Genomic DNA, 12,139 nt, shown 5'->3' with positions numbered 1-12,139 from the left:
ACTCTAGTCAATGGGTCATTCTACAATGAAAACAAGAGGCTAGCCGGGATCTGTGGTTAGAGAGCGGTGCTGGATCGCTGACAGCGTACCTGGCGCATCAGGGACGAGCATCCTGGCCGGAGGGATTGGCCAGACGCTCCCCTGCCGGATTGCTGGTCTATGTCGCTGGGAGAGGCTGCGAGCACCGAGCGGGTTGCCTCTTGCAATGGTAGATCTCAATCAATGAACGTCGATGGAACCGGCCCCGTCAAAGGGAGGATCAAGGATGGTAAGCTTTTTGCAGTGTCTCCAGCTCAAGCGGATTGCCTCGGCAACAGCCATCATCGTCAGCCTCCTCGCCAGCCTGCTTCTCTTCGCAGCACCGGCATCAGCGGCCACCACTCCAAACAGAGCCAGCTCTCGGCCAGCCAGCCAGTCTCGGGTTCCGATGATCGTGCGAGGCTTCGATCAGGCTGTCGCAAGGCAACATGGTTACCACATTGTCATGATCAATGGGGTGGCGGCTTCCGTGAAGGATGGTTCTGTCAAGCCTGTCAATCGCCTCACCGGAGACTGTGGAGCATCCTGGATCTATCTGGATGCCGCAGGCCATCTTGAGTATTACTACGCCACTGGTTTTGATAGCCTGCCTCTCCCTGCGGTTTTCTTTGGGTGGTCAGTGAACGTCTATGGCCCCGGGGGATACAACCGGGCTTGGACATTCGGTGGAGGCATCTTCTCAACTGCCTGGTCCTCTGGGAACATCTACGCACGTGTGAATCTTACAGGATTGTATACCGCGATAGTCGACTCAAGTAGCAGTTGGGTGATCCTGATCGATGGAACCATATGCGGGTCGCTTGGTCCTGTATCCCAAGTCGAAGTTCCTTAAGATTCCACCGTGCCGATGTCTAGCAGTCTATGGTCGCTTGCCAGGACCCGACGCCTAAGGCGAGCCAACCCAGACCTTGCCCTCCTGCTTGGAGTATGACCTTGCGTGGGCGCTGTGGGGCTGTGTTTCTTTCACAGGGGAGAGGAGAAGGACAGGGCAATTCTTTGGTTGCCTCTCAAGGGCGACAACGACTACCGGTAGTGCGAGAGGCCTAGGCCCTGGCGCCACCAAGAGGAGCGGCTTCTTGCCACGAAACAGGAGCATGCCATGAACGAAGAGCTTAGGAGAATAATTGAGCGAGTAGAGCAATTGGACCCAGTCGTGCAAGATGCTATTATCAAAGAGTTCCAGAGGATCGTCGAAAGGCTAACCAACATGTCGCCGCGGGAGGTGACGCTCTGGGATGAGCAGCAGTTTGAAAGCTTTACCAAGCACGCACGCATGGTGCTGCATCTGGCGAAGGAAGAAGCCCGGGGTCTCAGCGCTCGGGCCGTGGGGCCCGAGCACCTGCTGCTGGGATTGGTGCGTGAAGGAGAGGGGGTCGCCGCCCGCGTACTCAAGCAGCTCGGGGCTGGGGTCGACGATCTGGACCGGCTTGTCGCCTGGGTATTCAAGCCAGACCCGATGCGCGGTCTGGGCCGGGTCGCCACGCCCGGTGATTCACCGGTTGAAGGTGAGCTACCGTGGACAGCGCGAGCCAAACGAACCTTCGCGTTGGCAAAGGAAGAGGCTCAAAGACTGAAAGACGAGCACATCGGCACTGAACATTTGCTGCTTGGGTTGCTTCAGGACGAGGACAATCTTGGCGCAGGGATGCTGGCCATGCTGGGGATCGATCTCGCTGAGGCGCGCAGGCAGACGTTGCGTGCCATTGGTAAAGGAGAGTGAGGCCATGCTCTGAACGGCGATGCGCGCCGGTTTCTCTCCTCCGCCGGAAGGCCTCTCAACAGCATTTTCCTCACATCCTCTAAAGGAATGACTGTCTGGCTGCTCATTGAGCCGAGCTGGCAGCAAGGGCTGCTTACGTAGGGCCGGTGCTAGCAGCGGCAGACTCACAATCCTGCCGCCGGCCTGCTCCTCCAGCTTTTGACGCTGCTCCGGTCTAAGCTGAAGCAGCATTCCCTGTAAGAAACACTCAACCTCGCAAGAGGTAAAACACAAAACCTCCTGGCGCAGCTCACCTGGCTGACCATGCGCCTGCAAGCGTGTCAGGGGTAAGGGAGGCTCAGAGCGCGTTCCCAGCACAAGATGAAAGGTGAGGCGGCGCGTGCTCCACCAGAAAGCCAATGGTAGCATGGATTTCGGGCGTCATCATCAGGTGAGCTGCGTCAAGCACCAGAACCGTCTCGTCGGTCTAGCTTGATGTCAATTCCTTATCGATCGACCGGCGTCCAGGCAAGGGTAGCGAACGCTCCACGAGACACGGCTGACAGGCTATGATGAGCAGAATGGGACCCGATCGTCAACGAGAGGCGTGCCATCTTTCAAGGCACGCCTCTCGTCGTCATGGCGAGATGCTCCAAGCTGTGAGGACCAATCAAAGGAGACCTGTCCAACCGAGGGCCCCTGACTCATCAGCCGCTGGCGTCTGACGCTCCTCTGTCTGGCTGGCTGACTCTTCTTCTGTCCCAGCGCCTTCAGGCAGCGTTCCCGGGCGAACAATGAATAGAGGAAGCACACTGCTGGTCAGCAGTCGCTCAGTGACGCTGCCTGACAAGAGCCGGGCCAGACCACGGCGCCCGTGGGTGGCCAACGCAATCAGATCGAAGTGCTGGGCCGGGTCCTGTGCATCCTCAGCCGCAGCATGCTTGAGAATGACACCAGGGACATCGCTCCCAGCGATCACTGCGGATGTGATTGTCACAGCGGGGTCGACCAGTTGCTCCTGGCGCATACGCTGCATCACCCCCTCCAGGTAGCTCCTGGCTTCCTCCTGGAGCTGCTCGTGCAAGCCAGGGTCCGAGAGACGCGCTCCCCCCAGCGTCCTATAGTCAGGAACATCGATGACACTCAACAACTGCACCAGGCTCAGTTCGGGGGGGGCAAGCAGCGACAGGAGCTGCAAGGCTGGCTTGAGAGCGGCCTCGGCGGTCAGCGAGCCGTCCAAAGGCAGCAGCAACCGCAGCGGGCGCCCTGGCCGTGGGAACGGTAGCAGCGGTCCCTGCTCATGGAAAACCAGCAGAGGGGCCGGGCTACGTCTGACGGCCTGCTGGGCCATGCTGCCGACAAACCAGCGTTTGAGTCGACTGGCGGTGTGGGTGCACAGGATGATAAGATCCGTTTGTTCCAGACGAGCTGCCGAAAACACCGTGGCGGCTGGAGGGCCAAAGGCCACCTCCTGCTCGACGGGCAGATGCTCAAGGGCCTGTGCATAGTTCTGGACGGTCTCGTCGAGGTAGCGCCTGGCCCTGGCAAGCTCGTATTCTGCCAGGCTGCTGGAAGGGTCAAACAGCGTGCTGCTATCGGCGAGTACCCCCGGGGGAGGCCACTCAATCACGCGCAGCACTGTCACTGAGCCCTGGGCCACACGTGCTAAATGGGCGGCGATCAGTAAGGCTCGCTCAGCGGCGGGGGTGCCGTCCAGGGGAACAAGCATGCGGCGAAACATGGGTCTGTTGCTCCTTTCCGCTCTTATGAAGCCAGCGGCGCCAGTGAACCGCTCTGGGCTGTTGCTCCTCCATTCCAACAGCGCCGCTCGGAGCTTACTCCAGAGCGCGCCAGAGGCGCTGGCGGGAGACTGCCGGCCTTTGGCCGTGAGCCTGACACTGTGACCTTGGCTATCCTGCCTGGCTCCTCCTGGTTGCTGAGCATACCCGATCCATCTCACGAAGAGATTACAGAAGCGCGTGCTTCCCTCACAAACGGCTCTCTTGATTGAGAGCAAGAGAAGAGCCGAGAACTGGCGTCCTGGCCCCGCTGAAGCAGGCTGGCCGCGCATCCTATACTCAAGCGCGAAAATGGGACATCGCCTGAGCGAGGCTGTGCCGACCCTAGCGCTCCGGCTCCTGGCTGGTGCTCTCTTGACGCTGACGCTGTCTCACCAGCAGAAAGCAGGCCAGGAACAGGAGATAAAGGCCCAACATGGCTACATAAAAGCCAGCTCCCAGCACGCTGAGCTTGATCTCTGCTGACAGCGGCGACCCGCTGTAGAAATCGAGCGCATCTTTAGCGGTCACCAAAGTGATCCCGCCGAGCAGCACAACAGCCGCGATCTTCCAGCCAATATGCTGACCAGGTGCTAGCCAGCGCCTGAGAGCCAACAGCGGAACGAGCACAACGATCGCCAGCAGGCAGAGACCCTGGCCTCCCAACAGGCCGGTTTGCCAGCCGCTAAGCACTAACACAGGTTCCCCTGGGCGACTGAGCGTGGTATAGCGCCAGGGAAGAAAGACGGAGAGCAGCAGTGCGAGGACTCCCAGGACGAGTAGCCCCTCACCAAGGCTCACTCGGTTAAATCTGAACCAGCTCTGACGGCGCCAGAGCGAGGAAAACGGAAGCAGGTTCTTGTGGCTCATGGGATAGGCTCCTCCAGAGTAACAGAGGCTGATTACGGAAAAGAGCCGCGGCACGCATCACGCCTGAAGCTGGCAAGCTGGCCTCTATTTGCTCGCTGACTACGCCGCACCGGCGATGATGCTGCAATAAGCTGAGGCGGAGAAAAGCTCGCTGCAAAGTCCGCTTCGCACCTGGGTAGCAACACAACAGCCCACCGAGCCAGTGAGCAGACCTTGCAGCGCGATATCCACCTGCCTGTATACTTGTATACTTGCTTGTCTGCTTGCTATCTCAGCTCAAGGAAGCGCAACCCTCGTCGCCAACGACCTTCCCTGCTAAAGGTCCGTCACCGCTAACCTTGCCTGCACGCAGGCGAAGCAAGACCGTGCTAGCACCCTCGCAGATGACGCGGGGTGGTCACCTGCACCGCGAGGCTTGCTATCTCCAGACCGTCGAACAAAGGCGAAAGTCTCCTCCGTGCAGAACGCGCTGGCTTGCTGTTAAAAACTCAATTTGAGGAATAATTTGTGCTTGATGATATAAATCATGCAGCCTCCTTGCGCTAAGCAGTTATAGCGGTGCCTCTCAGCGCAACATGCGGAAAAAAGCCGCCGAAAGGCCCAGAGCAACAGCGGAGTATAGTAGGCAGCCGCCAATATCGGCGAGGGGGGCGCTGCCGACGCTTCCCTGCAGCATGGCACTGCGCAGCAGTTCAGCGACCATATAGGAGGGCGTAAAGGGAGCGACTTTAGAGACGATATCGGGCAGAATTTGCAGGGGAAGCATGATGCCTGTCAGAAAGGTCATGAGCAGGTAGAGAGCCTGACTAATAATATTGCCCAGCTCGACACGATCTATGAAAGAGGCAATGACCTGCCCCAGGAGGAGAAAGACCAGTGAGCCAAGGACAATAAAGAGCAGCGTCAGCGGGGCGTAGAGCCAGTTAAACTTGAAATTGAAAACCAGGCTGCCGACAAAAATGGACAAAATGCTCTGGATAACGATCATCAGCACCTGAGTACAGGCGCGAGCTAACATCACCTCCCAGGGTGCCGTTGGAGTCACCAGGATACGCCTGAAGATGCCACGCTCACGCCAGGTGATCATCGCTGAAGAGTTACCCATGAGACCGGAAGCGATAATATTCATCACGATGATCCCAGGCAATAGCCAGATCGAATAAGAGACGCCGCTGCCGCCCGGCAGAGGGATAACGTGCTGACCAAAAATGAAGCCGAAGAGCAGCAGCAGGCCTAGTGGTACGAGCAGATTGAAGAAAAGCAAGATAGGGTTGCGAAAAGTCATAATCAACATAAACATTAGAAAAGTTAAAAAGCGGCGCATAATTGTTTCCCCCTTCTCATGCTGACCAGATAGGGCGGCGCGAGTGCAAAGGCGAGCCGGACCAGGAGCCTGTCGGTGCTAATCCACAGGCCCGATGCTGCGCCCTGTCAACGAGAGAAAGACGTCTTCCAGGTTAGGCTGACGGATCGAGACGTTTTGCGGACGGCGGCCTATCTCCTGGCCAATCTTCTCCAGCAGAGCCAGAACTCGCTGCGGATCAGCGGTCTGCACACTGATTAAGCCATCGTCACTGCTCACAGCCTGAACACATTCCGCAGCCTCCAATTGCTGCAGCTTCTCGGCTGGCAGATAGAGGCTGGCACGCACTGTTGAGAGATTGCCCATACGCTCGATCAGCTCGCGCGGTGTCCCCAGCGCCAGAATCTTGCCATGATCGATGATCCCTACGCGGTCACAGAGGATCTCGGCCTCCTCAATGTAGTGTGTCGTCAAAATGATCGTCTTGCCTTCGCTGCGCAGGCGGCGAACAATATCCCAGATCTGATGACGCGCCTGGGGATCAAGCCCGGTGGTCGGTTCATCCAGCAAGACGATCTCAGGCCTATGGACGATCGCAAGCGCCAGCTTCAGGCGCTTCTGCTGTCCCCCTGAGAGCGTGCTCACCCGGGCGTTCTGCTTGTCGGCCAGATCAAAGCGCTCCAGCAGCTCCAAGGCCTCGGCTCGCGATGGGAAAGTATTGTAGAGCGCACCATAAAACTGTATGGCCTCAGTAGCCGTCAAATCGATGAAAAGCATTTCTTCCTGTAATTGTACTCCTAATAAGCTCTTCACTTTACGCGTATGACGAGTAACGTCATAGCCATTGACAGTGATGTGCCCGTCTTGAAAACGGATCAGTCCCTCAATGCACGAGAGCAGAGTAGTTTTCCCTGCCCCATTAGGGCCGAGCAGACCGAAGCATTCGCCGCGATAGATGTCCAACGTGATTCCATCGAGGGCTTTGAGAGTGCCGTAGGACTTGTGCACATTCTCTATGGAAATGATCGTTGTACTGTTCCTGCTCACACTACTGACCTCCTTCTATTGCTGGCTCTCCCTGTGACCCTTCTGACCGGGCTTCTGCCAGGAGAGCTGGTAGTCGTAGCTCATAATATTGACCAGCAAGACGCTCGGGGCCGATCAGTACCTGGGCCAGCGCTGTTGCGCCTCCAGCGAGGCCCAGGAGAGTGTTAACCGCTTCGATGGGGTAGGCAAGGCTCGTATGGCAGCCCAGCCCAAGTAGCGCCGCTGCCAGGTAGAGGCGCTGGATGGCGCTGCCTGCCAGCATATTCTGGATGCGGTACCAGCGGGGGCCGTAGTGGTGCGCTCCTTTGCGATACTCTCCTACTGGAAATATGTGTATATTGATATGATAGGCGTTATGATATCCTGTATAAGAGACTATCTGCTGTAATTGTATGCGACTATCACCTGATCTGACAAGCTGTAAATAGGGAGAGCCAGGCATATAAGAGTAGATGCCGGGTTCGATCCCCTGGACACCAGCGACAATGCAATAGAACGACAGGCGAGGTAGATAGGGTTCAGAGGGAGCGATATCGCTGTGGAAGCCACTTCCCGCAGCATAGAGCAGTTGAGCGCACTGCAGCTCGCTGATGATCCCGGGCTGAAAGGAGTAGCGCGTTGAATGGCGCAGAGGCGTGCCTCTAGCTAACTCCAACTTGAGATCGTCGCTCATCGCAATGGTCGCTCTCGCTTCCTGGTCGCTCAGGTTTGCCTCTGCTTCCTGACGAAGGGAAGCAGTGGGTGGGAGGGAGCGACGGCTCCTAATGAGCGAGGCGCGGTGCAGGGCTGCTGAGAGCGGCAGGTTGCTCAGGGGCTGGAAACCTGCCAGTTCGGCTCCCGCCCTGGATGGGAAGGCAGCCGCTTTCTGGCAGCGCTGCAAGGGAGCGCACGGACCGCGAGGCGTGGCTCCAAGGCTGAAGACAATGACCGTGCAGTGCCATCGCGGGATGATCAGGTGGGGCGCGCCGTATCAACTGCACCAGTCGGGGAGGCTGTCAGAAGTCAGTCTATCTTCAGGCCCTGAGCCAGTTCCTCTGATCTGCTGGTCACTTCAGGTGCACTGCTTGCTCTAGCGATGCACTCACCCATACTGGCCAGAGACGAACTCTTACTGGTTCCTGGGCTCCTTCCCTACCATGGCCAGACTAATAGTCCAGTGGCTGAGATTATCTACGCCGAGCCAGCGCAAGCTAGCCTGTCTCCTCCACGGGCCTGACAGTCCGCCAATGCTGATTCTCCTCTGTTCTAGGTGTGATCCATACTCCGATTTCTCTTCCCGGCCAGACCAACTATTAGGGATACCCAGCTCCGCGATCCTTTGGCAGGCTTCCCATTAGAAACCGCATACTGACGACGCACCTGCCCTGTCGCCGTATCGAGTCCATAGACACCTCCCTGGCTCGCATAGAGCGTGGAACCAGCGAGCACCAATTGGGGTGGTAAGGTCGTGCTAAGTGTTTGCATGCTCGCTCTCCTTCAGAACGTCGGGACCAGCAGCATCTGAGCGAACTCCTGGTCTCCGTACTCTCTTGTTGTCTCGCGCAGTATCCTGCGACCTATTCTTATTGCCTCTCGTCTATGATACCATAGCGGTCCATCAGTGAAGGAAGCTGCTTCTCGTGAAGAACCTGCCAATGAGGAGAATTTTACATTATTCCCTTTCCTTGAAGCGCTAGCATTGGCTGCCTCTCTGTCGCGATAGATGCAACTAAAAAGGCTACGACCTGAAACCTGCCTTTCCCTCTCCAGCGAAGCAATCTCCCACAAGCCCCATATCCATGCTCTGATCTTTCAGAACGAAAAAAAGGAACCACTGAGCCAGCGCCAGTCTGTGTCTACCTCAACCCGCAGCGTATCAACGGGCGGCCAGACTCCAGGCTACTTGGCCAAAGGCGCACAACTGGCGGCATCGACCGCATTGCACCGATAAACGGCAAAGAAAAGAGATCGGCAGATAGGCAAAAACGAGGGAGCAGCAGCACCGTGAGAGACGGCCTCGGGTGGCGCTGTTCCCTCATTTGTCTCTGCTTCGCAGGTGCGAAAAGCGCTTGCAAGGGTTGCCGCTCTCATCCCCAACTGGCAAAGGTCCACTTGTGAAGAGAGTGCCACAGTCTCGTCTTGAATCCACTCCGCCGCCGCTCTGGCTTTGGATGGACGGCCTACCTTCCGCTCGCCTGTTCTTGCGGGCTAACTAGCAGAGGATCACAAGCCAGGCTTGGGTTCTTTCTGGCTGGGCAGCACCGGCCTGACGAGAGTGCAGCACGGGGCGGCCAGCCACTAGCCGGCGGCGAGGGAGGTCTCTCGGAGAATGTCCGAGGTCGGCTTCTGTCCCCAGACGGTCAGCAGGGTCCAAAGCGCGCAGAAGTCCTCGGCTTGCATCTCGGCGATGGCCTGTTGATACAGGGCTTCCAGTGTCTCTTTGTCGGCTATACCCATCTTGAGCAGGAAGGGCTTGACGAGATCCATAGCGACCAGGAAATCCTTGAAGACAGGGTAATGCCCTTCTGTCCCCATTGACCATTCGATGACGCTGGCGCGAAGCCGCACCTGCTCAAAACCAGCCTGCCGGATCAGGCGCGGCAGCACCGGGGTGATGCCAACATGACGCCCATCGGGCGAGAAGCTCTGACCAGCGCGCTTGAGCGCTTGCGTACCGAGAGAGCAGAAGTGTTCGAAGGTCGGGCTGGTCGTGAGAGGCTGCTCCGCTTCAGTGCAACGCAGGATGCCACCAGGCTTGAGCAGGCGGAAGCACTCGGCCAGCAGCCGTGGCCAGGCTGCCGGGGCCATGAAGCTGCATAAAGCCCGCCCGTTGATCAGGTCAAAGGAGCGATCGGGAAAAGGGAGAGGTTCCATGACGTTGCCGACCTGGAAATGAACGTTGGAGAGGCCACGCGACCAGGCTTGCGCGTTGGCATACTCGACCACTGACGGGCTGATATCGATGCCGATGATCTCCGCCCGTGGGAAGCGAAAGGCCAGCTCTAAGGCCCAGCCGCCGGGGCCACAAGCCAGGTCGAGGACGCGGCCTGTCTCGGGGAGGCTGATCCCCTCCTCGGGTAAGAGGCCACCCATCGCCTCGGTAAGCAGACGATCTTGCTGCATCAGACGAGCCAGCTCAGCAGCTTGCTCGGAGTCAAGAATGTAGGTGTGCTCGGAAGGCGCCGAGGACGGAGTGACCTGGGATGACGTCCTCTGGTTGGCTGGGACTTCGGCTGCATCCGGGTCGTTCATGCAGACTCCTTTCTCGATGCTTGCTGGTCGTTCTGTTCTCTCGGGAGGTGGGTCACGCTACAGTTGCTGTTACTGCCTGTTTCTAGTATAGTCGATTACGCGCTCGATGTTTGCTCTCTTTCTCATGCCTCTGGAGGTAGCTCTTCCGCCCCAGCGACGGCGGCTGATGTTGGCGGCGACTCATCCTGCAGGGACTGGCGTGATGCGCCCGACCATCTGCTTTGCTAATCTTCCTCCTCCTCTTCGACTTCGTCAGCCGCTCCCTCCTCTGCCTCTTCTGGGCCTGCAACAGTAGCCCGGAGACCTTCTCGAGGCGATGTGCTCTCGACAGAGGAAGCCACCTGGAGATTGTTAGCCTGCAGGAAGTCTGCCAGGTTCGTAAAGGCCCGCAGGAAGAGCGGCGTTCCTGCGAACGAGAGAGGAGAGACTGGACCAAGCGTCATAAAAGCATATTCTCTCAGGGCCGGATCGAAGGCAGATTGTGGGTCGTGAAACTGCTGATACAGATGCAAGCTTTCTCTGTCGCCGACGATCTCGCGTAGCCGCTGGTACTCGGTGCCCATGCTCAGGCCGAAGCCCAGGAAGAGAACGCGTAGCTGTTGCACTACCTCGCTGTCAAGGCTCGACAAGGTCTGGCTGAGAAACATCCAGCCCAGTCCGTACTTGCGCGTGGTGCGCACGGCATCGACGATACGACGTTTCAAGCGCTCTAGTCGCTCTTCTGAAGGCTTGTTGTGAGGGATAAAGCGATGAGCCTCATCGAAGAGGATAAGCGCATTTAAACTCTGGTTTCCCTTATAGTATTCTTCTGCGCTTCTTATCAGCTCACTGATGAAGCGATTCAGAATGAGGGGTTTGATCTTGTTATCCCAATCGCTCTGACTGATGCCCTCGGGGCGTTGGGAAGAGAGGTCGATGACGACCAACGGGCGTTTGTCGGTGGAACCGCCTCGAAGGCCTTCCCGAATGATCTGCCTGGGCGTGCGTCGACCTCGGTCTGTCGCCTGGAAGAGCGCGGTGATGCGGTTCCAAATCCGCAGAGGACCTGGCTGGCTGAGAAGGTCGTCGGCCTTTGCAGTGTTGATCTCTTCCAGCTTTTTCTGAATATTTTCCTGTACTCGCTTAACATTCTTTTCTTGAGCGTAGATGTTGCCGATCTGTGTAGACAGATAGTTGAGCGCTGCTTTGAGCGCCTCAGCATTGAGCCGAGCAAGCGTATATTTCTGCTTGCCATCTGGCCCGCGCTGCCTGAAGAAGGTCTCCAATTGCTCCCTGGCGGCCTCCTGATAATTGGAGTAGCTGATACCAAGCTCGGCGAAGAACCTGGCTTCCGTAAGGAGTTCAAAGAAGGTCTCCCAGCCGTCGAGCTGGATGGACTGGAGCGTATAGACACGAGGAAAGCGCCGCAGCGGCTGGAGCACAGCGGGACAGAGCACCTGGCCCATCTGCGTAGGGGCCTGCGTCAATTGCATATCCTTAGAGAACTCACCCTGGGGATCAAAGATCATCAGGCCCATTGAAGAATGGCGAGCATAGGCCAGCATGATCATCTTGGCCAGCACAGATTTGCCAGAGCCTGTCTTGCCGAAGATGCCAAGGTGATAGGCTTCTCCTGCCCCATCCTCGCCGCCCCCGAAGTGTTTAAACCACAGCGGCAGCCGCGGCGTTGAACCGTAGACCGTCCCCAGGTAAAACAGGAGCGGCTGATAACGCGCCAGCAGCGCTCTCAAAATCTCATCATCGGCGATATAGATGGGGGTTCCGGTCGGGGGTACCGTGCCCATGATCGCTTCCTGATAGCGCTCGCCGCAATCGGAGAAGACAGCGCTAATGATCATCTCCCCCTGATGGGTATCCTGGCGCTCGCTGATCGGATCGACCTTTCCGCGCTGGCGGATCAGGCTGCGCATCGTTGGATCTTCATGCCAGATATTGCGCATCTTGACCTCGGTAATCTGGCCAAAGGCGTAATGGTCGCGATTCTCCTGCCGATAGCGAAAGAAGGCCAGCTCACCGACCAATTTTTTGGCTGCCGCGCTGCCCAAAATCTCAAGCGAGAGCTGACTCGTGGAGGATGGGGAGCCAATGACCCCGATACGCTCGGCCTGGCTTAAAAGCTCGTGGAGACTCTTTGTAGAAGTAGAAGGAGGCATCGTCCTATCTCCCTGTGTC

At 57.7% G+C, this 12,139-nt stretch carries 9 protein-coding genes; 1 reads left to right on the top strand and 8 read right to left on the bottom strand.

Going from position 1 to position 12,139, the window contains the following annotated elements; all coding sequences use genetic code 11:
* The first annotated feature begins 1,138 nt into the window (after positions 1-1,138).
* Positions 1,139-1,759: a Clp protease N-terminal domain-containing protein gene (locus IRZ24_RS10160; RefSeq protein ID WP_297163446.1), complete on the top strand. Its 621-nt coding sequence runs from the start codon at positions 1,139-1,141 to the stop codon at positions 1,757-1,759.
* A 649-nt stretch (positions 1,760-2,408) separates the two neighbouring features.
* Here IRZ24_RS10160 and IRZ24_RS10155 read toward each other — a convergent pair.
* From IRZ24_RS10155 to IRZ24_RS10120, 8 genes are all read right to left on the bottom strand, one after another.
* Entirely contained in the window at positions 2,409-3,479 is a 1,071-nt protein-coding gene (locus IRZ24_RS10155) for a universal stress protein (RefSeq protein ID WP_297163443.1), read from the bottom strand.
* Positions 3,480-3,861: 382 nt separating this feature from the next.
* Positions 3,862-4,386, bottom strand: coding sequence for a hypothetical protein (locus IRZ24_RS10150; RefSeq protein WP_297163440.1), 525 nt, complete (start codon positions 4,384-4,386; stop codon positions 3,862-3,864).
* 565 nt (positions 4,387-4,951) lie between these two features.
* Positions 4,952-5,710 carry an ABC transporter permease gene (locus IRZ24_RS10145; protein WP_297163437.1) on the bottom strand — a complete coding sequence of 253 codons (759 nt, stop codon included), beginning with the start codon at positions 5,708-5,710 and terminating at the stop codon, positions 4,952-4,954.
* 78 nt (positions 5,711-5,788) lie between these two features.
* A complete protein-coding gene (locus IRZ24_RS10140; protein ID WP_297163434.1) occupies positions 5,789-6,736 on the bottom strand; it encodes an ABC transporter ATP-binding protein in 948 nt (315 codons plus the stop codon).
* A 1-nt stretch (position 6,737) separates the two neighbouring features.
* Positions 6,738-7,409, bottom strand: a complete 672-nt coding sequence (locus IRZ24_RS10135; RefSeq protein ID WP_297163431.1) for a nitroreductase family protein — start codon at positions 7,407-7,409, stop codon at positions 6,738-6,740.
* Positions 7,410-7,981: 572 nt separating this feature from the next.
* Positions 7,982-8,200, bottom strand: a complete 219-nt coding sequence (locus tag IRZ24_RS10130; protein ID WP_297163428.1) for a hypothetical protein — start codon at positions 8,198-8,200, stop codon at positions 7,982-7,984.
* Positions 8,201-9,013: 813 nt separating this feature from the next.
* The gene (locus IRZ24_RS10125) at positions 9,014-9,967 is read right to left on the bottom strand and encodes a class I SAM-dependent methyltransferase (protein ID WP_297163426.1); all 954 of its coding nucleotides are present in this window, start codon (positions 9,965-9,967) and stop codon (positions 9,014-9,016) included.
* A gap of 224 nt (positions 9,968-10,191) precedes the next feature.
* On the bottom strand, positions 10,192-12,139 hold a 1,948-nt coding region (locus IRZ24_RS10120), incomplete at its 5' end, for a DUF87 domain-containing protein (protein WP_297163422.1).

The sequence above is a fragment of the Thermogemmatispora sp. genome, from assembly GCF_019683755.1.
Taxonomy (GTDB): domain Bacteria; phylum Chloroflexota; class Ktedonobacteria; order Ktedonobacterales; family Ktedonobacteraceae; genus Thermogemmatispora.
The sequence above is the reverse complement of the archived record's forward strand: the minus strand, read 5'-3'. Positions and strand labels throughout refer to the sequence as shown.

Excerpts from the sequence above, each read along its gene's own strand:
- IRZ24_RS10160 (WP_297163446.1), top strand. The coding sequence starts at position 1,139 with ATGAACGAAGAGCTTAGGAGAATAATTGAGCGAGTAGAGCAATTGGAC.
- IRZ24_RS10155 (WP_297163443.1), bottom strand. The coding sequence starts at position 3,479 with ATGTTTCGCCGCATGCTTGTTCCCCTGGACGGCACCCCCGCCGCTGAG.
- IRZ24_RS10150 (WP_297163440.1), bottom strand. The coding sequence starts at position 4,386 with ATGAGCCACAAGAACCTGCTTCCGTTTTCCTCGCTCTGGCGCCGTCAG.
- IRZ24_RS10145 (WP_297163437.1), bottom strand. The coding sequence starts at position 5,710 with ATGCGCCGCTTTTTAACTTTTCTAATGTTTATGTTGATTATGACTTTT.
- IRZ24_RS10135 (WP_297163431.1), bottom strand. The coding sequence starts at position 7,409 with ATGAGCGACGATCTCAAGTTGGAGTTAGCTAGAGGCACGCCTCTGCGC.
- IRZ24_RS10130 (WP_297163428.1), bottom strand. The coding sequence starts at position 8,200 with ATGCAAACACTTAGCACGACCTTACCACCCCAATTGGTGCTCGCTGGT.
- IRZ24_RS10125 (WP_297163426.1), bottom strand. The coding sequence starts at position 9,967 with ATGAACGACCCGGATGCAGCCGAAGTCCCAGCCAACCAGAGGACGTCA.